Origin of the sequence: Streptomyces sp. T12, assembly GCF_028736035.1 — a bacterium.
Taxonomy (GTDB): Bacteria; Actinomycetota; Actinomycetes; order Streptomycetales; family Streptomycetaceae; genus Streptomyces.
The window spans coordinates 5,660,901-5,681,840 of sequence record NZ_CP117866.1 but is presented as its reverse complement, the minus strand read 5'-3'; the positions used below and the strand labels follow the sequence as shown (position 1 = coordinate 5,681,840).

Below are 20,940 nucleotides of genomic sequence, written 5' to 3'. Positions count from 1 at the left end.
GCAAGCACTGCTTACGCTTGACCCCATCAATGAGGAGGCCGTGTGCTGAAGCCCCTGCACCTGCTCACACTGAAGGCCGTCGTCCGCAGCGGGTCGTTCGCGATCGCGGCCCGCGACCTCGGCTACACCGCGTCCGCGATCTCCCAGCAGATCTCCGCCCTGGAGAAGGAGACCGGCCTCGTCCTGTTCGAGCGCGAGGCCCATGGGATCCGTCCGACGGCCGCCGCCTACCGCCTGGTCGACCTCAGTGACCGGGTGCTGGCCGCCCTGGACGACCTCGATCACCACGTACAGGAGCTGGCCACCGGTGTCACCGGCCGGCTGCGGCTGGGCAGCTTTCCCACCGCCGGCGTCCGGCTCGTACCGTCCGCCCTGTCGGCGTTCGTCGACAGCCACCCCCGCGCCCAGATCCAGCTGGAGGAGGGCGAGCCCGAGGAACTGGTCGCCGCACTCGGCGACGGCGACCTGGACGTCGCTTTGGTGTACGAGTACGGACTCAGCCCCCACCCCTGGCCCGATGGTCTGACCCACCACCGGCTGCTGAGGGAGGACCTCGTGCTGCTCCGCGCCCGGGGCAGCGGCCTGAGCGCGCAACTCCCCCACCTGTCCCGGGCCCGCTGGATCACCAGCCGCGAGGGCACCGCCGGCGCCCGGTCGACCGTACGGCTGTGTGCGGCGGCCGGGTTCGAGGCCGCGGTCGCCTGCCGCAGCAACAACTACGACGTCGTACGGGAGTTGGTGTCCGCGGGACTCGGAGTGGCGGTGGTGCCGGCACTCGGCCACGCGCCGAAGGACACCATCGAGGCCACGCGGGTCACCCAGCGCTCCGCGCACCGCACCGTGATGGCCCTGCACCGCAGCGAGAACAGCAATCCGCTGCTGGCCACGATGCTGGAGTCGCTGCGGCGTGCGGTCCCTGTGGACGAGCCGTTTCTGCAACCAGCCGAGCCGCAGGAAGCACCGTAGTGAACCTGCGGGCCGGTGGGGGGCCGGTCGCGCCCACGCGGCGGAGCCGCATATCGATACAGCCCCGCACCCCTAAAGGGGCGCGAGCCGCGCATCCGGTTCGTCCGAGTCCGACATCTCATTGAGCGCGTCGAGGTCCACCGACCCGCCCGGCATGACCTGGCGCGTACGCCGGTAGCCGTAGGCGGCGTAGATGACCAGGCCCACGACCAGCCAGATGCCCAGCCGGAACCAGGTCTCCCACTCCAGGAACGACATCAGCCAGACGGAGAAGACCATGCCGAGGATCGGCACGAACGGCATGCCCGGACAGCGGAAGCCGCGCTTGAGGTCCGGCTTCCTGTAGCGCAGGACCAGGACGGCCGCGGAGACGACCACGAAGGCCAACAGGACGCCGATGTTGGTGAGTTCGGCCACGGCGTTGATGGGCAGCACGCCCGCCAGCACCGCGGACACGACGCCGATGACCCAGGTCGCGCGGTGCGGGACCTTGCGCTTGGGGTGGATGGCACCGAACCAGGCCGGCATCAGGCCGTCCCGGCTGAGGGCGTACCACAGGCGGGAGGCGCCCATCATGAAGGAGAAGGTCACGGTGACGATGCCGATGACGGCGCCGACGGCGATGACGTTGGCGAACCCGTTCAGCCCGACGCTCGCGAAAGCGCTGGAGATGCCGCTGTTCGGGTTGAGATCGCTGTAGTGCTGGATGCCGGTGAGCACGATGCAGACCAGGACGTAGAGGCCCATGGAGACCGCCAGCGAGATCATCATCGCCTTCGGCAGCTTCTTCCGCGCCTCCACCGACTCCTCTGCGGCGGTGCTGAGCGCGTCGTAGCCGAAGACCGCGAAGAAGACCGTCGCCGCCCCGGTGAACGCCCCGTTGAGACCGAAGGGCGCGAAGGGGGACAGGTTGTCGGCGTTGATCTTGGTGAAGCCGACCACGATGACGAGCAGCACGATGGCGATCTTGACGATGGTCAGCACCGTCTCCACCCGGGCCGAGGTGCGAGTGCCGCGGGTCAGCAGCCAGGCCACCCCGAGGCAGATCACGATGGCGAGCAGGTCGACCTTGTGCCCGTCTCCGGTGCCGGGGGCGCCCATGGCCCAGGTCGGCAGGTCGATGCCGACCGCGTTCAACAAGAAGCCGAGATAGCCGGACATGCCGATCGCGACGACGGCGACGATGGCCGTGTACTCCAGGAGCAGGTCCCAGCCGACGATCCAGCCGACGAGTTCGCCGAGGACTGCCGCGCAGTAGGTGTACGACGAGCCGGCCTTCGGGACCATCCCGGCGAACTCGGCGTAGGCGAAGGCGGCGCACAGCGACGCGGCCCCGGCCACCAGGAACGAGATGAGTACGGCCGGACCGGCGTCCTCCTTGGCCACGGCCGCGGCGAGGCTGAAGATGCCCGCCCCGATGATGGCGCCGATGCCGATCATCGTCAGCTGGAGGAGGCCGAGCGTGCGCACCATGCGCTCGCCGGTGGGCTGTTCGGAGGGGAGGGTGCGCCGGAAGACGCCCTGCGGGCCTCTTCCCAGCAACGGCGGAAGAGCGGATTTCGGGGTGGAGTCGGGGGACATCGCTCGCTCCCTGTCAGGCAACGGCGGCCTCGCCGGCCGCTGTCGTGGCGGGGGTCACCACTGGCCTGAAACCATCACGCAGGATCCCGGTCCGCAGAAGGCACTGGAGCGCGACAACTTGCGTCCCTGAGGGCAAGCAAATCTGGTGCACCCCCGCCGAAGAGCAAGCGAAACCTCGGCGAAACCCGTGCTACCCCGAGGTGTCACGCCGGGATTCGGCCACCGCCCGCAGCACGTCGAGGAGCGCCGCCACCGTCGGCCGGCGCTCAGCGGAGGAGCGGAACACCACGACGATGTGCCGCTCGACCGTCTCGCGCAGCCGCACCACGTCGAAGCGCGAGGCGCGCAGCCTGAGCATCAGATCCGTCACCGTGCTCACCCCGATGCCCGCCTCGACCAGCGCCAGGGTGGCCGCGGTGTCGATCACCTCATGCCGTACGTCCGGCTCGACGCCCGCCCGCCGGCAGGCGGTGCGCACGGCACGGCCGTAGTAGCTGTCGGCCCACGGCAGGATCCAGCGCAGGTGCTGGGTGTCGGCCAGGGAGATCTCCTCGACGCCGGCCATCGACCCGGTGGGCACGGCGAGGGCGAACCGCTCCCGGTACAGCTGCGTCACCCGCAGGGCGGGGTCGCGCGGGATGGGTACGTCGGGGTAGTCCAGGCCGAGAGCCAGGTCCACGGCGCCGGAGGCGACGGCGTCGTACACCTCGTCGACGTCCATGTCGCGGCTGTGCACGTCGAGCCCGGGATGGGTCTCGTTAACGCGCCGCAGGGCGAGCGGCAGGATCTCGGCGGCGGCCGTGGCGAACAGACCGACCCGCAGCACCCCGGAGATTTCGCCGCGGCTGCGCTCCAGTGCCTCCACGGCCTCGGCCTCCGTGGACAGGATCCGCTCGGCGTGCAGGGCCAGCGTCCTCCCGGCGTCGGTCAGCTCGACCCGCCGGCCCACCCGCCGCAGCAGCTCCATGCCGGTGGCCTTCTCCAGCGCGGCGATCTGCTGCGAGACCCCGCCGGGGGTGTACCCGAGGGCCTGGGCGACCGCGGTGATGGTGCCGCGCCGGGTCAGTTCGACCAGGGAACGCAGCTGGGAACTCGTCCAGTCCATAGAGAGAAACTTATAGAGAAGCTAATAGATCAGCAGCAAGAACTGTTCATGGACGTCAACGGTTGGGTTGCGCCACGATGACGGACAGCTAGCTGATCAGCGTCTTTCTCCCTCCCTCCGGAAGGACGACCCTTGTCCAGCTCCTCCCCCTCCCCCTCTCCTTCCTCCTCCGCCTTTGGCACCGTTCCGTCCACCGCCGATGTCGTGATCACCGGGGGCGGGGTGATGGGCGCCAGCATCGCCTTCCACCTCGCCGAAGCGGGCGTGACCGACGTCGTCGTGGTCGAGCGCGACGAACTGTGCAGCGGCAGTTCGGGCAAGCCGATCGGCGGAGTGCGCGCCCAGTTCTCCGATCCGCTCAACATCGAGCTGGGTGACCGGAGCCTGCGCGCCTTCCAGGACTTCCCGCACCGCCCCGGCGCCGACATCCGCCTGGACAGCGTCGGCTACCTCTTCCTGCTCACCACCGAACAGCAGGCCATCGACTTCGAGGCGAGCGTCGGCATCCAGAACAGCCTGGGCGTCCCCACCCGCATGATCGGCCCGGACGAGGCACACCGCCTCTGCCCCTACATCAGCACCGACGGCCTCCTGGCCGCCGCCTTCTCCCCCACCGACGGCCACGCCCGCCCCGCACTCGTCGTCCAGGGGTACGCCGACGCCGCCGCCCGGGCCGGCGTCGCCTTCGCCACCCACACCAGCGTGACCGGCATCGACACCGCCGGCGACCGCGTCACCGCCGTCCACACCGACCGCGGCCGCATCGCCTGCGCCACCGTCATCTGTACGGCGGGCGCCTGGTCCGGACGGATCGGCGCCATGGCCGGCGTCGACCTCCCCGTACGGCCGGTGCGCCGCCAGCTCGCCTTCACCGAGCCCCTCACTCCCCCGGCGCCCCGCATCCCCTTCACCATCGACTTCGCGTCCTCGGCCTACTTCCACAACAGCGACGACGGCCTGCTGTTCGGCCTCGCCGACCCCGCCCAGCCGGACGGCTTCGACACCACCTGGACCCCGGAGTGGCTGGAGCTGTTCCGGGACGTCGCCCGGGACAGGGCCCCGGCCCTGGCCGACATGGCGATCGCCGACGGCTGGGCCGGCCTGTACGAGGTCACCCCCGACCACAACGCCCTGATCGGCCGCTCCGGCGAACTCCCCAACTTCCTCTACGCCACCGGCTTCTCGGGCCACGGCTTCCTCCAGGCCCCCGCCGTCGGCGAGATCGTCCGCGACCTCCACCTCGGCCGCGCCCCCTTCGTCGACATCTCCCCGCTCAGCGCCGACCGCTTCCGGACCGGAGCGGAGATCCGCCCCGAAGCCCACGTGGTGTGAACTCCCCGACAGGAAGGGCCCCTTCGATGGTCAGCCAGACGATCAGCCAGTGGCAGCTACGCGCCGCCTTCGCCGCGCGGCTCTCCGAGATGTACGGCCGTGAGGTCCCCGCCTACAACACGCTCGTGGACGTCTCGCGCGAGGTGAACGAGGACGTCCTGCGCGCCCAGGGCGCCGACGCCGAACGCCTCGGCTCCATCAGCCGCGTGACCGCGGAACGCCACGGCGCCATCCGCGTCGGCACCCCCGCCGAACTCTCCCAGGTCGCCCGCGTGTTCGGCGCCCTGGGCATGCGCCCGGTCGGCTTCTACGACCTGCGCGAGGCCGCCGCCAGCGCGGTACCGGTCGTATCGACCGCGTTCCGTCCCGTCGACGGGGAGGAGCTGGCCCGCAACCCGTTCCGCGTCTTCACGTCCATGCTCACCCCCGCCGACCCGCGCTTCTTCGACGCCGACCTGCGCGCCCGCTTGGAGACGTTCCTCGCCGGCCGCGAACTGTTCCCGCCGGAGCTGCTGGCCCTGGCCGACCGGGCGGAGGCGGAGCAGGAACTGCCCGAGGACGACGCCGAGCGGTTCCTCCAACTGGCCGTCGCCGCCTTCGAGTTGTCGACCGAACCGATCGGCAAGGCCTGGTACGAGACCCTGGAGCGGGTCTCCGCCGTCGCCGCGGACATCGGCGGCGTCCGCAGCACCCACATCAACCACCTCACCCCGCGCGTCCTGGACATCGACGAGCTGTACCGCCGTATGACCGAACGCGGCATCGAGATGATCGACACCATCCAGGGCCCGCCGGCCTGGAAGGGCCCCGACATCCTCCTGCGCCAGACGTCCTTCCGGGCCCTGGCCGAACCCCGCGCCCTGCGCCTCACGGACGGCAGCGTCACCAGCGGCGCCCTGCGCGTGCGGTTCGGCGAGGTCGAGGCGCGCGGTATCGCCGTGACGCGCGAGGGCCGGGCGCTCTACGACCGGCTGCTCACCCTCGTCGACCAGCAGGCGAGTGCGCACCCCGGTGCCGACCGGGCCGAACTCGCCCGCACCCTGTGGGCGGAGCACGTCCCCGGCACCGAACGCGAGCTCGCTGCCCAGGAGTTGGCGTACTTCACCTACAGCGTCGCGCCCGACCGCCCCCGCGACGGCAGCCGCCCGCCCGAGGCCCTCGGCGACCTGCTGACCCAGGGCTGGGTACGGGCCGAGCCCATCGTCTACGAGGACTTCCTGCCCCGCTCGGCGGCGGGCATCTTCCAGTCCAACCTCAGCGACGCGGGCTCCCGCGACAACGAACAGCAAGGCGCCGCCTACGACAGCGACTGGCTCTCCGGCGCCATCGACCGCGAAGTCCTCGACCCCTTCGCCCTGTACGAGCGGCAGCAGAACGAGTCCCTCGCGCAGGTCGCCGGGGAACTGCACCTCACCACCCTCAAGGGAGCATCATGACCGGCACGACCGCCCTGCCCACCACCGAGGACCTGCGCGCCCGCGCCCTGGCGAGCCTGGAGCGCATCGGCGCGAGCGTGGCGGAGGGCACCGACTTCCAGGCCCGTACGCCCATCACCGGCGATGACCTGTTCGGCCTGGCCGCCGCGACCGCCGACGACGTAGAGGAGGCCCTGGCCGCCACCCGCGAGGCGTTCCTCACCTGGCGCACCACGCCCGCTCCCCGACGAGGCGAACTCGTGCGTCGCCTGGGCGAGTTGCTGCGCGAGCACAAGAGCGACCTCGCCGACCTCATCACCATCGAGGCGGGCAAGATCCGCTCGGAGGCGCTGGGCGAGGTCCAGGAGATGATCGACATCTGCGAGTTCGCGGTCGGTCTGTCCCGCCAGCTCTACGGCCGCACCATCGCCTCCGAGCGCCCCGGCCACCGCCTCGCCGAGACCTGGCACCCGCTCGGGGTCGTCGGGGTCATCTCCGCGTTCAACTTCCCGGCCGCAGTGTGGTCGTGGAACACGGCAGTGGCGCTGGCCTGCGGTGACACGGTGATCTGGAAGCCGTCGGAACTCACCCCGCTGATCTCCGTGGCCTGCGACCGGCTGCTGGCCCAGGCGGTCGAAGAGGTCGGCGCTCCCCGGGACGTGCACCGCCTCCTCCTCGGCGACCGCGCCATCGGTGAGAAGCTCGTGGACGACCCGCGCGTCGCGCTCGTCAGCGCCACCGGCTCCACCCGCATGGGCCGCGAGGTCGGCCCCCGGGTCGCGGCCCGCTTCGGACGCAGCCTGCTGGAGCTCGGCGGCAACAACGCCGCCGTCGTCGCCCCCTCGGCCGACCTCGACCTCGCCGTGCAGGGCATCGTCTTCGCCGCGGCGGGCACGGCGGGGCAGCGCTGCACCACCCTGCGCCGTCTGATCGTCCACCGCGACATCGCGGACACGCTGGTCGCCCGCCTGACCGCGGCGTACGCCAAGCTCCCCATCGGCGACCCGTTCGACGAGGGCACGCTGGTCGGCCCCCTCATCTCCACCACCGCGTTCGACGCCATGCAGGACTCGGTCGCCCGCGCGCAGGCGCAGGGCGGCAAGGTGCTCGTGGGCGGCGGGCGCCGCCTGACCGAAACGGCACCCCGGGCCGCCTACGCCGAGCCGGTCATCGTCCGTGTCGACGAACAGACCGACGTCGTACGGCAGGAGACCTTCGCCCCCATCCTCTACGTGCTGACCTACGACACCTTCGAGGAGGCCGTCGCGCTGCACAACGACGTCCCCCAGGGCCTGTCCTCCAGCATCTTCACCCGCGACCAGCAGGAGGCCGAGCGCTTCCTCTCCTCCGAGGGCTCCGACTGCGGTATCGCCAACGTCAACATCGGTACCTCCGGAGCGGAGATCGGCGGTGCCTTCGGCGGTGAGAAGGAGACCGGCGGCGGTCGCGAGTCCGGCTCCGACGCCTGGCGGGCCTACATGCGCCCGGCCACCAACACCATCAACTATTCGAGCCGCCTCGCGCTCGCCCAGAACGTCAGCTTCCTCTGACGAGCCGGCACCGGGTGGCTCGGCCGGGTCGCCGTTCATCGCGGGGCGCGGCCCGGGCCACCGCTTGGCAAGGGCACGCAGCAGCCGACGGTTGGCCTCGCGTGGCGGCCAGAAGTTCGGCTTCACACGCAGGTCAACATCGTGGTCGCGTCTCCAACCGCCGGATGCGCGCTACAGACCGGGCCTCCCCCGGCAGCGGTCGTTTGCCATCCAAGTTAGTCGCTGCACGTCACGGTGCTGCCAGCGACCGACCCTGTTGGGGTTGGCCACGGGGACCGACACGTTCGCCTCATCGCCCGCGGCTCGGCCAGCGGGGCCAGGCCGGGAAAATTGATTGCAGTTGAAGATCGTGGCATTGATGCTTCCACCGTGAAGATGCACGCCAACCAGCTGACGGTGTCGCCTGAGACAGTGCGCATACTGGTGGATCAGCAGTTTCCTGAATGGCGGAGCCTGCCGATCAGGAGCATCACCTCCTTCGGGACGGTCAACGCCATCTTCCGCATTGGCGATCGGTTCACAGCTCGATTCCCTCTTGAGTCCGCGGACGTCGAGTCGATGCGGCGCCAACTGGAATCCGAGGTCGAAGCGGCTCGCGAGTTGGCGGGGCGTACGCGTTTCCCCACGCCCGAGCCCGTCGCGCTGGGCAGACCCGGGGCGGACTATCCCCTTCCGTGGTCGGTACAGACGTGGCTGCCCGGGATCGTGGCCGACGACGAGGATCCAGGCGAATCGCTCGCGTTCGCCCACGACTTGGCCGATCTCATCAGCGACCTACGCGCAATCGACACACGTGGTCGCACCTTTGCCGGCCCAGGCCGGGGAGGCGACCTGCGATCCCACGACGCGTGGATGGAGACCTGCTTCGAACGCAGCGAGCAGCTCCTGGATGTTCCCCGGCTTCGCCACCTCTGGGCAACGCTGCGCGAACTGCCGCGCGGTGCCACGGAGGACGTGATGACACACGGTGACCTGATTCCCGGCAACGTGCTCGTGTCCGCCGGCCGGCTAGCGGGGATCCTTGATGTCGGCGGCTTCGGGCCGGCTGATCCTTCTCTGGATCTCGTGAGCGCATGGCATTTGCTCGATGCCGGGCCGCGGCGGGTTCTCCGCGATCGCCTGGGGTGCGACGACGTTGAATGGGAGCGGGGCAGGGCGTGGGCCTTCGCCCAAGCCATGGGGTTGGTCTGGTACTACATCGAAAGCAACCCGCCCATGAGTCGTATGGGCCGACGCTCCTTGGAACGCATCGTGGCGGAGCATCCACCACTCCCGTAGGGGGCGCCGGGGCACCTACTGCCTTGCCTCCACCCAGCGTTCCGCGAGTTCGCGCCCCCTTCGGCGCACCCGAGCTAAAGCGAGAGAATCGTTGAACGCGGCGAAGAGGCGGCCACAGGAAAAGAAGGATGGCGAGTTCCTCGGCGAGTCGCGCGCGCTGGAGCGCGGGCCACTCACACGGCTGGGCATCCGCGTACGCGTCAAGCAGTACTCAAGGAGTACGCGCACCGTCGCAACGGCCCTCAGACGACGTCGAATTCGTTGCCCTCGGGGTCCATGGCGGCGGCGTAGAGCCCCGTGTCCGGCTCAGCCTTGATCCGCAGCACGGTGGCACCAGCTTTGACCAGCCGCTCCACCGCAGCCTTGACTCGCTGTGTGCGGACGTCCAGTGGGACGTCACGGCCCCCACCGACCTTCAAGTCGAGGTGCCACCGGGTCTTGGCGACCTTCGCCTCCGGAACCTGCTGGAACCACACCCTCGGTCCACGTCCCACGGGGTCGATGTGATCTGGCGCTGCTGATGCTCCGGCACTGGCACTCCTTGGCTCATCCCTGCTTGCCCTTTCGGATGCACGGGCATACGCCCAGGCCGTCGACGCACAGGCCCTGACCGACCTCGTCGACGCCCTCTACCAGCCCCTGTTCACCGCCCTGTCCCGACGCCTGCGCATCCCCTGCCCGCACGCGGGATGCGGCTGGGCCGAGAAGCACGCCGAACGCACCCACGCCCACCTCACCGACCGCGACACCGCCACCGTCGCCGCCGTTTGCCTCCACCATGGCCCGTACCGGACCACCGTCACGCCCATGTCCGGCGCCTATCTCGACCTGGCCACCCTGTACCGCAATCTCGTCAAGGAGCTCGCTCTGACCAACCCGCGAGAGGGCGGCATCCTGCACGTCATGGTCAAAGGTGGCGACTGGGTCTTCGGCTCGCTCCTCATCGACGAGGCTCTGCAGGCGGTCGGCCTTACCCGCGCTCAGCCCGGCAGCATCACCGAGTACGCCGACCAGTTGCTGGCCCTGACCACGACGTTACTGTCCGACCCCCGCCATTTCTTCCGCTCGTATTCGGCCTCCGAGGTCGGACGCATGATGACCGCACCAGCACCCAGGAGCGTTCCCGCGCCATGACCGACGCCACCGCCCGCGTTCGCGAACTCAACCTCTACCGCCAGTACTTCGACCTCGTCGCCGCGGGCACCAAGACCATCGAGGTACGGGTGAAATACCCGCACCTCACCGATCTCGCCGCTGGCGACACCATCCGCTTCCGCATCAAGGGCACCGACGAAACCTGCAAGGTGAAGGTCGTTCGGGTCACCGAGTACACCGACTTCGAAGCCCTCCTCGACGGGGAGGGGCCGGCCAACGTCAACCCGACCGCCACCCGCGACGAGCAACTGGCCGACATCCGCGCCATCTACCCCCCTGCGAAGGAATCGCTCGGCGCTCTCGCCATCGAGATCAGCCTGCCCTAGCCCTCAGTCCTTGGGCATGGCTCATGAGAATGGACCTGCCGCGCCTCTTCAGACATGTAGGCGATGGATGCGTCGAGATCCGGGACGCGTAGGGCTAGCTGTACGCGGGACATGGCGAACCTCCTTGGGTTGGGTGGGGTGTTCAGCAGCCGCCAGACGTGGTGGTCGGGGCGGCAGCGCCGATCTGGAGGGTGGTGGGGGCAGCGCAGCATCCGCCGCCGGACTGCTCGGTGCTCTCCGGCTCGTCGAACAGGCCCGCGCCGCCGCAGACGCCGGTCTCCGGGAGGGTGAGTTCGACTCGTTCGGCGGACTCCTGGTCGCCGGCGATCGCGGCCGCGATGGAGCGGACCTGCTCGTAGCCGGTCATGGCGAGGAACGTCGGGGCGCGGCCGTAGGACTTCATGCCGACCAGGTAGACGCCCTGCTCGGGGTGGGAGAGCTCCTTCACGCCGTGCGGGTAGACCGTGCCACAGGAGTGCACGTTCGGGTCGATCAGCGAGGCGAGTGCGGTCGGGGCCTGGAGGCGTTCGTCGAGGCCGAGGCGGAGCTCGGAGAGGAAGGAGAGGTCGGGCCGGAGGCCGGTCAGGACGATGACCTCGTCGACCGGGGCAAGGCGTCGGCCGTCCTCCGCGACGAGGACCAGCCGGTCGTCGTCGCGTTCCACAGCCTGTGTACGGAAGCCCGTCGTCGCGCTCGCGTGGCCGGCCTCGACGGCGGCCTTGGCCCGCAGGCCCAGCCCTCCTCGCGCGGGGAGCTGGTCGGCCTCGCCGCCGCCGTACGTGTTCGCGCCGATGCCCCGGCGCAGGATCCACACCGCGTGGGTGCCCTCTTCCTCCTTTGCCAGGTCGGCGAGAAGGGCGAGGGCGGTGAAGGCGGAGGCGCCGGAGCCGACGACGGCGGTGCGTCTGCCCGCGTAACGGGCGCGTACGGCCGGGTCGTCGAGGTCGGGCACGCGGTAGGTGATGCGGGCGGCGGCCGTCTTCTCGCCGAGCGCGGGGAGGCCGTCCGCGCCCATCGGCGAAGGGGTCGCCCAAGTGCCGGAGGCATCGATGACGGCGCGGGCGGTGAGCCGTTCCTCGCGACCGTCCGAGGTCGTGATGTGCACGGTGAAGGGCTGCTCAGCGCGGCCCGCGTCGACGATGCGGTCACGGCCGGTGCGGGCGACGCCGGTCACCGTCGCGCCGTAGCGGACCTTGTCGCCGAGGGCGTCGGCGAGCGGCTGAAGGTAGCGCTCGGCCCAGTCGCCGCCCGTCGGGTACGCGGTGGCATCGGGGCGGATCCAGCCAGTCGGAGCCAGCAGCTTCTCCGCCGCGGGGTCGATAACCTCGCCCCACGTGGAGAACAGCCGAACGTGCGACCACTCGCGCACGGCGCTCCCCGCGGTCGGGCCGGCATCCAGGACCAGAGGTTCGAGGCCACGCTCGACGAGGTGGGCGGCGGCAGCCAGGCCGATGGGGCCGGCGCCGATGACCACGACGGGCAGGTCGTCCATGGAGTCCTCCAGAAGCGAGCGAGTGTTTCGACATTCGTCGATACAGGATGCAGTCAGCATCACTCTTAAATCGATGGATGTCAACATAGACATGTGTCAAACTGAAGGCATGTCCAACGTGAAGGCGCTGCCGCTGCTGGAACCCGAGGCCCCCGAGGTCGTGGCGCCATGCTGCCCGCCACTGACCGAACGGCCCCTGACAGCCGACGAGGCCGAGACGACCGCCCGGATGTTCAAGGCTCTGGGCGATCCGGTGCGGCTGCGGTTGTTCTCGCTGGTCGCCTCGCACGAGGGCGGCGAGGCGTGCGTCTGCGACATCTCCGACGTCGGCGTCTCGCAGCCGACCGTGTCCCACCATCTGAAGAAGCTCAGGGAAGCCGGGCTGCTGACCTGCGAGCGGCGCGGGACGTGGGTGTACTACCGGGTGCAGCCGTCGGTGATCGCCGCGATGGGGCAGATGCTGAAGACCTCGGACTGAACCCACCCGCCCCTCGCCGGCGCCCACGTGGTGGAGCAGATCCTCGACCGGGTGCTGCCGCGGTGGCGCACGGAGATCGACAGCTCGGCGAACACCCGAGTAAACCGCTGGTCTCAGCATCGGGAGGCCGCCCAAAGGGCCGATGCGGCCCTCCAGCGGGACGCGGAAGTCCGCGCCCGTCTCGGGGACGATCGGGCGGCGTGACGTGGGGGAGACGAAGCTCTTCCAGCGCGTGTTCTCGCTGGACGCCCCGAAGGCGGACCAGCCTCGGCTCCGGCTGATGCCGGACGACGGGAGCGACACCTTCCGCAGCGTCCACCGAGGGGCCATGGCCTTGGAGATCAGCGGACGAGATCCGCGATCGCGCGTGCCGCCTCGCGTGCCGGACGCCCGACGCCGATCAGGGTCGCCGAGGCCGGACCGGCCCAGTCCCCGTAACCCAGCAAGTGCAGGCGGGGCTCATCGACCGCACGGGTGCCCTCCACGGCGATGTGTCCGTGCCGGCCTCGGAGTTGGAGCGGGGCCAGGTGGGACAGGGCGGGACGGAAGCCCGTACACCAGATGATCGCGTCGGCCTCGGAGCGGGTGCCGTCGGGCCACTCGACACCGCCCGGCACGAGGCGGGCGAACATCGGGCTCGCCTTGAGCAGGCCCCGGTCGCGGGCCTCGCGCACGGGCGGTACGGCCACGATGTCGCCCAGCGAAGCGACGCCGCCCGTGTCCGTGCGGCCCTCGTCGAGGGCGCGGCGGCGGGCGGTGGCGGCATCGAAGAGGGCTCGGCCGTCGATGTCGTCGGCCAGGTAGCGGGGCGGGCGTGGGGTGGCCCAGGTCAGCTGGGTGTCGTAGGCGAGGTCGGCGGCGATCTGGGCGCCGGAGTTGCCGCCGCCGATCACCACCACGCGTTGCCCGGCGAAGTCGTGCGGACTGCGGTACTCCACCGTGTGCAGCTGACGGCCCTCGAAGACCTCGCGCCCCGGGACGGCGGGGAGGAAAGGGCGCCACCAGGTGCCGGTCGCGCTGATCACCGCACGGGCGTGCCACATCCCGGAGTCGGTGTCCACGCGCAGGAGTTCACCGTCCCGGTGCACGCCGAGCACCCGCACCGGGCGCTCGATCGGCAGCTCGTAGCGCTTCTCGTAGTCCCGCAGGTACGACACCACATGCCCGGCATCCGGGTACTCCTCCCCCGACTGCGGCGGCATCAGCCGGCCCGGCAGGGAGGAGAAAGCCGCCGGCGAGAACAGGTGCAGCGAGTCCCAGGTGTGCTGCCAGGCGCCGCCCGCCGCGGTCTGGGCGTCGAGGATGACGAAGTCCAGGCCGAGGCGGCGCAGGTGGTACCCCGCGGCGATGCCGGACTGGCCGCCGCCGATCACCACCACCTGTGTCCTGCGCGTCATTCGGCCGGCCGCCCCGGCATGAAGATGACCGCCACCAGCGCCAGGCCGACCACCCCGCCGGCGAGCTGAGCGCCCACGAATCCCAGCACCGAACCCGGCGCGATACCCGCGAAGGTGTCGGTGAAGGCCCGGCCGATGGTCACCGCAGGGTTGGCGAAGGACGTCGACGACGTGAACCAGTACGCCGCGCCGATGTACGAGGCCACGGCCACCGGCGCGAACCGCAGCCGGTCCGTCCGCGCCAGGCCGAAGATCAGCAGGATGAGCCCGGCGGTCGCCACCACCTCGCCCAGCAGCAGATGACCTGCCGAGCGGTCGTGCGTGGACCACTTCACCAGAGGCTCGCCGAACATCGCGTCCGCCAGCACCGCGCCCGCGATCGCACCGACGACCTGCGCGGGAACGTACGCGGCGACCTCGCGAGCCGTGACGCCGTCGCCGCCCCGCCGCGCCGTCCACCACTCCGCCAGCGTGACCACCGGATTGAAGTGCGCCCCGGACACCGGGCCCAGCAGCAGGATCAGGATCCCCAAGCCGAAGACAGTGGCGAGCGAGTTCGCCAACAACTGCACCCCGACGTCCCGCGTCAGCTCGGTCGCCTGGATGCCGGAGCCGACCACGATCGCCACGAGCAGCGCGGTGCCGAGCAGTTCGGCCGCGGCCCGGGCGGTCAGCGGGGTACGGGGCGGGGTGGCGCCCGGCGCGGGCTGCGGCTCAGTGGCTATCGCGGTCTCACCGGCTCTGTCGTGCTCGGCGGCCTCAGTGGCGGTCAACAGGACTCCTTCATTGCAGTCGCCTTCATGGCAGTCGCCGTAGGGACGGACGGTCGTCAGGGGCAGGACCGCTTGACGTTGTTCTCGGCAGTGGCGCGCGCGGTCTCCGCGAGCTCGGTGAACTGGCCGGCCAGCGTGGCGATGACCTCCGGCTTGAGCCGGTAGTAGGTGAACCGACCGCACGGTTCCGTCTCCACCACACCCGCCTCTCTCAGCACCTTCAGATGGTTGGAGAGGTTGGTCTGCTTCGCCCCCGTCTCCTCAATCAGGTGCGTGGAGCAGAGCGTCTCCTTGGCGAGCAGGGTGACGATCTGGAGGCGGAGCGGGTCTGCCAGAACCCGCATCAGATCAGTGTCGACTGACGTCAGCATGGACTGATACTGTCACATCACCAAGGACTGATACCAGTCCGGGCTGAGCCGTGGCTGCCGCACATGTCACGAGGCCCGCCTGCCACAAAGGAAGAACCGATGTCCGACACCCCGCTCGCGTCCGTGCTCTTCGTCTGCGTCCACAACGCGGGCCGCTCCCAGATGGCCGCCGGGTTCCTCCGTCACCTGGCGGGCGACCGAGTCGAGGTCCGCTCTGCCGGCTCGCTCCCCGGCGACCAGGTCAACCCCTCCGCCGTGGCTGCCATGGGCGAGCTGGGCATCGACATCTCCGACCAGGAGCCGAAGGTCCTCACCCCCGAGGCCGTCCAGGCGTCGGACTACGTCATCACCATGGGCTGCGGCGACGCCTGCCCGTACTTCCCCGGCAAGACCTACCTCGACTGGCAGCTGGACGACCCGGCCGGGCAGGGCGTGGAAGCCGTACGCCCCATCCGGGACGAGATCAAGGGCCTCATCGAGGGGCTCGTCGCCGAGATCGACGCCAAGAATCAGAAGACGCAGGAGAGCTGACCGCGCCATGACGACCACCACGACGACCACCCCGTCCGACGCCGAGGACGTGCGCGAGGTCATCATCATCGGGTCCGGACCGGCCGGGTACACCGCGGCTCTCTACACCGCCCGCGCCCAGCTCAAGCCCCTGCTGTTCGGCAGCTCCATATTCGTCGGCGGCTCGCTCACCACGACCACCGAGGTCGAGAACTTCCCCGGCTTTCCCGACGGGATCGACGGCCCGGCCCTCATGGACAACATGCGGGCCCAGGCGGAGAAGTTCGGCGCCGAGATGATCGACGACGACATCGTCTCCGTGGACCTGACCGGTGACATCAAGCTGCTGACCGACTCCGCCGGAACCGTGCACCGCGCCAAGGCCGTGATCATCGCCACCGGCTCCGGCTACCGGAAGCTCGGGCTGGCCAAGGAGGACGAGCTGTCCGGGCGGGGCGTGTCCTGGTGCGCCACCTGCGACGGGTTCTTCTTCCGCGACCGCGACATCGTCGTGGTCGGCGGCGGCGACACCGCCATGGAGGAGGCCACCTTCCTCACCCGCTTCGCCCGCTCCGTCACCGTCGTCCACCGCCGTTCCACTCTGCGCGCCTCCAAGGCCATGCAGAACCGCGCCTTCGCCGACGAGAAGATCGCCTTCGCCTTCGACAGCGAGGTCGCCGAGATCAGGGAGAGCGGCGGGATGCTCTCCGGCGTCGTCCTGCGTGACGTGAACACCGGCGCCACTCGCGAGCTGGACGTGACGGGGCTGTTCATCGCCATCGGCCATGACCCGCGTACCGAACTCATCGCCGACCAGTTGGAGTTGGACGACGAGGGTTACCTCAAGACCCAGGCCCCGACCACCCGGACGAGCCTCCCGGGCGTCTTCGGTGCCGGCGACGTGGTCGACCACATCTACCGGCAGGCCATCACCGCGGCCGGCTCCGGGTGCTCGGCGGCGCTGGACGCCGAGCGGTACCTGGCCGCGCTGGCCGACGTACGAGCGGAAGTCCTCACACCCGTCGCATGACAGACCCCGGGCCCGGCCCGTCGTGTTTGCTCCACGACGGACCAGGCCCGGTTCCCTTTCCCCGCTCAGACCGCCACCGCCTCCGGCAGCTCCAGCCGCACCGTCCGGTCACACAGCCGCTCCACCTGCCCCGGATCGTGCGATACGAGGAGAACCGTGCGGTTGCCTCTCAGCGCGGCCACCGACTCCTCCACCGTGTCCCGGCTCCGCTCGTCCAGAGCACTGGTGGGTTCGTCCAGCAACAGCGCCGCCGGTTCCAGAGCCAAGGCACGTGCGAGGCACAGCCGTTGACGCTGACCGTTGGAGAGCGAGTGAGCCGAGTCGTCCAGCCTCCCCCGGACCTCGCTCCACAACCCCGCCTCCTTCAGCGCCTGTTCTACCCTGTCACGCAGCTCCGACCGCGACGCGCGCACCAAGTGCCGCAGGCCGAACAGGGCGTTGTCCTGGATGCTCCCGCCGAAGACGACCGGTGTCTGCGGCACCAGCACGACCGTGCTCCGCAGACCGGAGTCGCCCTTGCGGTAGCGGATGGTCTGCCCCTGGACCTCCACCTCGCCGTCCCGCCTCAAGCCGTGGGGCAGCAGGTCGACCAGAGCGCGCAGCACCGTGGACTTGCCGGCGCCGGAGGGACCGCACAGGCCGGTGGTCGAGCCGGCGGGCAGCTCGAAGGTGACCGGTCCCACCAGAGTCTTACGGCCGTCCAGAACCCGCAGGTCGCGGACTGCTATCACGTTGTCCATCGTCGTGCTCCTTCGAAGCGGTTGCGCAGTGCCACCGCCAGGCTGAGAAGTACCGCGGTGATCAGGACCAGGACCAGCGCGCTGCCCCATGCCTGGGTGATCGCCTCCGGGGCGCCCGAGTCCTGGGACAGGGTGAAGATGTGCGTCGGCAGCGCCTGCACCGGCGCGTCGACGATCCCGCTCGGCAGGGCGGGCGCCCCGAAGAACACCGTGGCGGTGAAGATCAGGGGAGCCGTCTCCCCCGCGGCTCGGGCCAGGCCGAGCAGCAGACCGGTCAAAGTGGCCGGCCAGGTATAGGGGATGACCACAGAACGGATGTACTGCGTACGGGACAGGCCGAGTGCCAGGGCCGCCTCGGTGAGTTCACCCGGCATGCTCCGGATGCGGCCCGCCGTCGTAAGGGCGATCACCGGTACGACCACCGGGACCAGCACTATCGCCCCGGCCAGCCAGGACCGGCCCCACCCCATGGCCGTGGAGAAGAGGACATATCCGGCCAGGCCCAGCAGAATCGTCGGGGTTCCGCCGACCGCGACCGTGAGGGTCTCCAGCACACGTGCCGTCTTCGGAGAGGCATGGGCGCCGATCAGCACACCCGCGCCATAGCCAAGGGGCAGCGCGATCAGGGCAGTTGTGGCCAGCAACAGGAGCGTGCCGAGAATCTGGTCACGCACACCGCCCCCGGCGGCACCGGTCGACGACGAGAACCAGAACGCCGGGTGGAGCGCGGAGCTGCCCCGTGTCACGAGGATGGTGAGCATCCCGACGAGGAGCGTCGCCGGCAGCAGCAGGGCACCCAGCCGGAACGCCGTCGCGAGCCGGTCCCGCTCGGTGCGCAGCCACACACTGGGCCGATGCCCACGCTTCACACCCCCACCGGCACCCGCACCCGCACCCGCTCTCCGTGTACCCCACGCCGTCGCCGCCGCCACCAACGCGAGCAGGATGATGCCCAGCGCGCACAGCGCGGCGAAGTGAGGGCCGGACGTACCCACGAGCGTCGGCTCCGGGCCCGCCAGCTTGGTGGTCAGGGTCTGACCGGGGTGCACCAGGGACGAGAAGAAGTCCCCTGGCGACTGCGGAAGCCTTCCGTCGGCGCGGCCCACGACCAGGAAGACCGCAATCGCCTCGCCGAGTGCCCGGGCCAGGCCGAGCAGGACGCCGGCGCGCAGACCCGATCGCGCCTGGGGCAGTACGGCCGACCGTACGACCTCACGGCGGGTCAGGCCGAGCGCGTAGGCGGCCTCCCGGTAGCGGGCAGGGACGGCGGCCAGGGCATCCACGCTGACCGCCACGATCGTCGGCATGATCATCACGGCGAGGACGATGCCCGCGGCCAGCAGGCTGTCGCCGCCCGGCACGTCACCGAGCGCCGCGACGAACGGGCGGATCATCATGATGCCGATGAGGCCGTAGACGATGGAGGGGACCGCCGCGAGGAGTTCGACGCTCAGCCGCAGGGGCTTGGCCAGCCGGGGTGGCAGGTACTCCGACAGCGCGATCGCCGCCGACCAGCCGACCGGAACGGCCAGCACCAGAGCGAGGACGGCCACGACGGCCGAGCCGTAGATCATGGCCAGGGCGCCGAAGGCGCCGTTCGTCGGGCTCCACGTCCGGTCGCCGATCAGTGCGAGCCAGTCGACGTCACCGCTCGCGACACCGATCGCGAGGTATCCGGTCAGCACTGCCAGGGCGATGACCACCGAGAACATCCCGGTGTACGTCCATGCCCAGACCCATCTCGCTCGCCCGGGCCGGCGGCCGCCCTCGACGGGCGGCCGTGACTCGGCGGATCCGGGAGGCGCCGTGGACTGGCGCGCCCGGCCACGCTCCAGAGTGAGGCTCACGGTCAGAGCCCCATCTGCTCGCGGGTCAGGTAGCCGTGCGCGGGCAGCAGCTTCTGGCCCGCCGGCGACAGGACGTAGTCGATGTACTTCTCGGCGGCGCCCTGCGGCTTGCCGTCGGTGATCATGAACAGCGGCCGGGTCATGGCGTACTTGCCGGACGCCACGTTCTCCTCGGTGGGCTCGACCCCTTCCAGAGCCACGGCCACCAGGTCGTCATGCCCCTCGATGAAGCCGGTCGACAGCGGCCCGACGGAACCCGGGGTGGACTCCAGCTTGTTGCGGGTCTCCAGGTTGCCGCCGACGATCGCGTAGTTGTCGGACTGCGGGGGCGCCGGGGCCTTCCCCTCCTCGCCGTAGATGAACTTGTCGAGCACCTCGCGGGTGCCGCGGCCGGGCTCCTTGTCGTAGACGAAGACGTCCAGGTCCGGGCCGCCGACCTGCTTCCAGTTGGTGACCTTGCCCTCGAACAGGCCCCTCACCTGCGCCTTGGTGAGGCTCTTGACGCCGCCGTCGGCGACCTCCTTGGTGACGATGATGCCGACCGCGTCCGCGCCGATCTGCGTCGGGACGAAGTCGGTCTTCGGGTAAGCCTTGCGGTCCTCGTCGGAGATGGGCTTCGAGCTCAGCGCCACCTCGATCTGCCCCGAGCCGAGCTGGGAGATACCGCCGGACGAACCGCCCTGGGTGGCCACGGTGATCTTCAGGCCCTTGGACTTGAGGGCCTCGGCGGCGTCCGACGCAACCGGGGCAACGGTGGTGGATCCGCTGGCCTGGAGCGCGGTGGAGGAGTCGGCCTTGGCGGAGCCCGCGCAGCCCGTCAGCAGGGCTCCGAAGAGCAGCGCGGAGGCAGCGGCGACACCGCGCTGCGTGCGCTTTCCGGCAAGCAGGGACGAGGCATGGCGGGGCTGTGCGATGACGACAGACATGGGTGTGCCTTTGCTGGTGAATAGGGAATTGACTGAGGGTTGAGGGCAGGTGAAGCACCCTGACGATCACGAGTCTGCTCAGCGGAAGGCCGGCGGAGAAGGGGTTCCGGGTGGCAGCAACCGCACCCGGCACCCACCTGCCTCGCGGGAGGCCCGTCGCCCGGCTTAAGGCCAGGCAAACAATCGGTGAACAGGCTGAAATGGGGCGCCTGACGCCCTGTTGAGCGGACGTAGGGTGATCACATGCCCGCAGAACAGGTGACCGACCAACCCTCGGGGCTCCTGCCCTTCATCGACGAGGATCCGACCTGCGGGCCGCCCCTGAACGTGGATCCACTGCCCAGGGCACGGGCGGAGGCCCTCGCCCGGAATCTGAAGGGCATCTCCGATCCGACCCGGCTGCAAATTCTCAGCATCTTGCTGGCGGCCCCGGAAGGCGAGGCGTGCGTCTGCGACCTGACGCCGCTTCTGGGACTGGCCCAGCCCACCGTCAGCGGCCACATGAAGGTCCTTCTGGACGCCGGCCTGGTGAGCCGCAGGAAGCGCGGTACGTGGGCCTGGTACTCCGTCAGCCCCGAGCGGCGAACCGTACTCGACGCCCTGATCTGGGACGAGCAAGCAGACAAGCCCGGGCGGGCCATACCTGAGGCATGACCCGCCCGGGCGGC

The 20,940-nt window shown here is 70.2% G+C and carries 21 protein-coding genes and 1 pseudogene; 11 read left to right on the top strand and 11 right to left on the bottom strand.

Going from position 1 to position 20,940, the window contains the following annotated elements; all coding sequences use genetic code 11:
- The first annotated feature begins 42 nt into the window (after positions 1-42).
- Complete coding sequence (locus PBV52_RS25545; protein ID WP_274241337.1) at positions 43-966, top strand: LysR family transcriptional regulator; 924 nt, start codon at positions 43-45, stop codon at positions 964-966.
- A gap of 72 nt (positions 967-1,038) precedes the next feature.
- Here the strand turns inward: PBV52_RS25545 and PBV52_RS25540 are convergent, their stop codons facing one another.
- Together PBV52_RS25540 and PBV52_RS25535 are read right to left on the bottom strand one after the other, a co-directional pair.
- Positions 1,039-2,439: an amino acid permease gene (locus tag PBV52_RS25540; protein WP_274249565.1), complete on the bottom strand. Its 1,401-nt coding sequence runs from the start codon at positions 2,437-2,439 to the stop codon at positions 1,039-1,041.
- Between the two features lie 298 nt (positions 2,440-2,737).
- Positions 2,738-3,652 carry a LysR family transcriptional regulator gene (locus PBV52_RS25535; RefSeq protein WP_274241336.1) on the bottom strand — a complete coding sequence of 305 codons (915 nt, stop codon included), beginning with the start codon at positions 3,650-3,652 and terminating at the stop codon, positions 2,738-2,740.
- A 132-nt stretch (positions 3,653-3,784) separates the two neighbouring features.
- On the opposite strand from PBV52_RS25535, the gene PBV52_RS25530 reads away from it, so the two are divergent.
- The 4 genes from PBV52_RS25530 (at position 3,785) to PBV52_RS25515 (ending at position 9,227) form a co-directional block, all read left to right on the top strand.
- Entirely contained in the window at positions 3,785-4,984 is a 1,200-nt protein-coding gene (locus tag PBV52_RS25530; RefSeq protein ID WP_274241335.1) for an FAD-binding oxidoreductase, read from the top strand.
- A 26-nt stretch (positions 4,985-5,010) separates the two neighbouring features.
- The gene (locus PBV52_RS25525) at positions 5,011-6,420 is read left to right on the top strand and encodes a 2-oxoadipate dioxygenase/decarboxylase family protein (RefSeq protein WP_274241334.1); all 1,410 of its coding nucleotides are present in this window, start codon (positions 5,011-5,013) and stop codon (positions 6,418-6,420) included.
- Positions 6,417-7,949 carry an aldehyde dehydrogenase family protein gene (locus PBV52_RS25520; protein ID WP_274241333.1) on the top strand — a complete coding sequence of 511 codons (1,533 nt, stop codon included), beginning with the start codon at positions 6,417-6,419 and terminating at the stop codon, positions 7,947-7,949. The genes PBV52_RS25525 and PBV52_RS25520 overlap by 4 nt, the downstream gene beginning before the upstream one ends.
- Before the next feature lie 369 nt (positions 7,950-8,318).
- Positions 8,319-9,227, top strand: a complete 909-nt coding sequence (locus PBV52_RS25515) for an aminoglycoside phosphotransferase family protein (RefSeq protein ID WP_274241332.1) — start codon at positions 8,319-8,321, stop codon at positions 9,225-9,227.
- Positions 9,228-9,469: 242 nt separating this feature from the next.
- Here PBV52_RS25515 and PBV52_RS25510 read toward each other — a convergent pair.
- A pseudogene (locus PBV52_RS25510) lies at positions 9,470-9,754 on the bottom strand (VOC family protein); the annotation flags it as partial.
- Between the two features lie 19 nt (positions 9,755-9,773).
- The gene (locus tag PBV52_RS51810; RefSeq protein ID WP_373921905.1) at positions 9,774-10,007 is read right to left on the bottom strand and encodes a hypothetical protein; all 234 of its coding nucleotides are present in this window, start codon (positions 10,005-10,007) and stop codon (positions 9,774-9,776) included.
- Between the two features lie 27 nt (positions 10,008-10,034).
- On the opposite strand from PBV52_RS51810, the gene PBV52_RS51805 reads away from it, so the two are divergent.
- Positions 10,035-10,361, top strand: a complete 327-nt coding sequence (locus PBV52_RS51805; RefSeq protein ID WP_373921904.1) for a hypothetical protein — start codon at positions 10,035-10,037, stop codon at positions 10,359-10,361.
- Positions 10,358-10,708, top strand: coding sequence for an ASCH domain-containing protein (locus PBV52_RS25500; RefSeq protein WP_274241331.1), 351 nt, complete (start codon positions 10,358-10,360; stop codon positions 10,706-10,708). Before PBV52_RS51805 ends, PBV52_RS25500 begins: the two co-directional genes overlap by 4 nt.
- 142 nt (positions 10,709-10,850) lie before the next feature.
- Here PBV52_RS25500 and PBV52_RS25495 read toward each other — a convergent pair whose 3' ends face one another.
- Positions 10,851-12,200 (bottom strand): NAD(P)-binding domain-containing protein, encoded by a 1,350-nt coding sequence (locus PBV52_RS25495; RefSeq protein WP_274241330.1) that lies wholly within the window; start codon positions 12,198-12,200, stop codon positions 10,851-10,853.
- A gap of 109 nt (positions 12,201-12,309) precedes the next feature.
- On the opposite strand from PBV52_RS25495, the gene PBV52_RS25490 reads away from it, so the two are divergent.
- Positions 12,310-12,678: a helix-turn-helix transcriptional regulator gene (locus PBV52_RS25490; protein ID WP_274241329.1), complete on the top strand. Its 369-nt coding sequence runs from the start codon at positions 12,310-12,312 to the stop codon at positions 12,676-12,678.
- Between the two features lie 341 nt (positions 12,679-13,019).
- Here the strand turns inward: PBV52_RS25490 and PBV52_RS25485 are convergent, their stop codons facing one another.
- From PBV52_RS25485 to PBV52_RS25475, 3 genes are read right to left on the bottom strand one after another with little or no spacing between them, the layout of a single operon-like run.
- Complete coding sequence (locus PBV52_RS25485) at positions 13,020-14,075, bottom strand: ArsO family NAD(P)H-dependent flavin-containing monooxygenase (RefSeq protein WP_274241328.1); 1,056 nt, start codon at positions 14,073-14,075, stop codon at positions 13,020-13,022.
- Positions 14,072-14,848, bottom strand: coding sequence for an MIP/aquaporin family protein (locus tag PBV52_RS25480; RefSeq protein WP_274241327.1), 777 nt, complete (start codon positions 14,846-14,848; stop codon positions 14,072-14,074). The genes PBV52_RS25485 and PBV52_RS25480 overlap by 4 nt, the downstream gene beginning before the upstream one ends.
- 56 nt (positions 14,849-14,904) lie before the next feature.
- Positions 14,905-15,219 carry a helix-turn-helix transcriptional regulator gene (locus PBV52_RS25475; protein WP_274241326.1) on the bottom strand — a complete coding sequence of 105 codons (315 nt, stop codon included), beginning with the start codon at positions 15,217-15,219 and terminating at the stop codon, positions 14,905-14,907.
- Positions 15,220-15,318: 99 nt separating this feature from the next.
- Here PBV52_RS25475 and PBV52_RS25470 point away from each other — a divergent pair, with 99 nt between their 5' ends.
- A complete protein-coding gene (locus tag PBV52_RS25470) occupies positions 15,319-15,750 on the top strand; it encodes an arsenate reductase ArsC (RefSeq protein ID WP_274241325.1) in 432 nt (143 codons plus the stop codon).
- A 7-nt stretch (positions 15,751-15,757) separates the two neighbouring features.
- Entirely contained in the window at positions 15,758-16,759 is a 1,002-nt protein-coding gene (trxB, locus tag PBV52_RS25465; protein ID WP_274241324.1) for a thioredoxin-disulfide reductase, read from the top strand.
- A 65-nt stretch (positions 16,760-16,824) separates the two neighbouring features.
- Here the strand turns inward: trxB and PBV52_RS25460 are convergent, their stop codons facing one another.
- From PBV52_RS25460 to PBV52_RS25450, 3 genes are all read right to left on the bottom strand, one after another.
- Positions 16,825-17,499, bottom strand: coding sequence for an ATP-binding cassette domain-containing protein (locus tag PBV52_RS25460; RefSeq protein ID WP_274241323.1), 675 nt, complete (start codon positions 17,497-17,499; stop codon positions 16,825-16,827).
- Complete coding sequence (gene pstC, locus PBV52_RS25455; RefSeq protein ID WP_373922025.1) at positions 17,487-19,211, bottom strand: phosphate ABC transporter permease subunit PstC; 1,725 nt, start codon at positions 19,209-19,211, stop codon at positions 17,487-17,489. Before pstC ends, PBV52_RS25460 begins: the two co-directional genes overlap by 13 nt.
- Positions 19,212-19,348: 137 nt before the next feature.
- On the bottom strand, positions 19,349-20,272 hold the full coding sequence (locus PBV52_RS25450) for a phosphate ABC transporter substrate-binding protein (RefSeq protein WP_274241321.1): 924 nt from the start codon (positions 20,270-20,272) through the stop codon (positions 19,349-19,351).
- 243 nt (positions 20,273-20,515) lie between these two features.
- On the opposite strand from PBV52_RS25450, the gene PBV52_RS25445 reads away from it, so the two are divergent.
- Positions 20,516-20,926: a metalloregulator ArsR/SmtB family transcription factor gene (locus tag PBV52_RS25445; protein WP_274241320.1), complete on the top strand. Its 411-nt coding sequence runs from the start codon at positions 20,516-20,518 to the stop codon at positions 20,924-20,926.
- Positions 20,927-20,940: the final 14 nt, after the last annotated feature.

Excerpts from the sequence above, each read along its gene's own strand:
- PBV52_RS25540 (WP_274249565.1), bottom strand. The coding sequence starts at position 2,439 with ATGGTGCGCACGCTCGGCCTCCTCCAGCTGACGATGATCGGCATCGGC.
- PBV52_RS25535 (WP_274241336.1), bottom strand. The coding sequence starts at position 3,652 with ATGGACTGGACGAGTTCCCAGCTGCGTTCCCTGGTCGAACTGACCCGG.
- PBV52_RS25525 (WP_274241334.1), top strand. The coding sequence starts at position 5,011 with ATGGTCAGCCAGACGATCAGCCAGTGGCAGCTACGCGCCGCCTTCGCC.
- PBV52_RS25520 (WP_274241333.1), top strand. The coding sequence starts at position 6,417 with ATGACCGGCACGACCGCCCTGCCCACCACCGAGGACCTGCGCGCCCGC.
- PBV52_RS51810 (WP_373921905.1), bottom strand. The coding sequence starts at position 10,007 with ATGGTGGAGGCAAACGGCGGCGACGGTGGCGGTGTCGCGGTCGGTGAG.
- PBV52_RS51805 (WP_373921904.1), top strand. The coding sequence starts at position 10,035 with ATGTCCGGCGCCTATCTCGACCTGGCCACCCTGTACCGCAATCTCGTC.
- PBV52_RS25500 (WP_274241331.1), top strand. The coding sequence starts at position 10,358 with ATGACCGACGCCACCGCCCGCGTTCGCGAACTCAACCTCTACCGCCAG.
- PBV52_RS25495 (WP_274241330.1), bottom strand. The coding sequence starts at position 12,200 with ATGGACGACCTGCCCGTCGTGGTCATCGGCGCCGGCCCCATCGGCCTG.
- PBV52_RS25490 (WP_274241329.1), top strand. The coding sequence starts at position 12,310 with ATGTCCAACGTGAAGGCGCTGCCGCTGCTGGAACCCGAGGCCCCCGAG.
- PBV52_RS25485 (WP_274241328.1), bottom strand. The coding sequence starts at position 14,075 with ATGACGCGCAGGACACAGGTGGTGGTGATCGGCGGCGGCCAGTCCGGC.
- PBV52_RS25475 (WP_274241326.1), bottom strand. The coding sequence starts at position 15,219 with ATGCTGACGTCAGTCGACACTGATCTGATGCGGGTTCTGGCAGACCCG.
- PBV52_RS25470 (WP_274241325.1), top strand. The coding sequence starts at position 15,319 with ATGTCCGACACCCCGCTCGCGTCCGTGCTCTTCGTCTGCGTCCACAAC.
- trxB (WP_274241324.1), top strand. The coding sequence starts at position 15,758 with ATGACGACCACCACGACGACCACCCCGTCCGACGCCGAGGACGTGCGC.
- PBV52_RS25460 (WP_274241323.1), bottom strand. The coding sequence starts at position 17,499 with ATGGACAACGTGATAGCAGTCCGCGACCTGCGGGTTCTGGACGGCCGT.
- pstC (WP_373922025.1), bottom strand. The coding sequence starts at position 19,211 with ATGTTCTCGGTGGTCATCGCCCTGGCAGTGCTGACCGGATACCTCGCG.
- PBV52_RS25450 (WP_274241321.1), bottom strand. The coding sequence starts at position 20,272 with ATGTCTGTCGTCATCGCACAGCCCCGCCATGCCTCGTCCCTGCTTGCC.
- PBV52_RS25445 (WP_274241320.1), top strand. The coding sequence starts at position 20,516 with ATGCCCGCAGAACAGGTGACCGACCAACCCTCGGGGCTCCTGCCCTTC.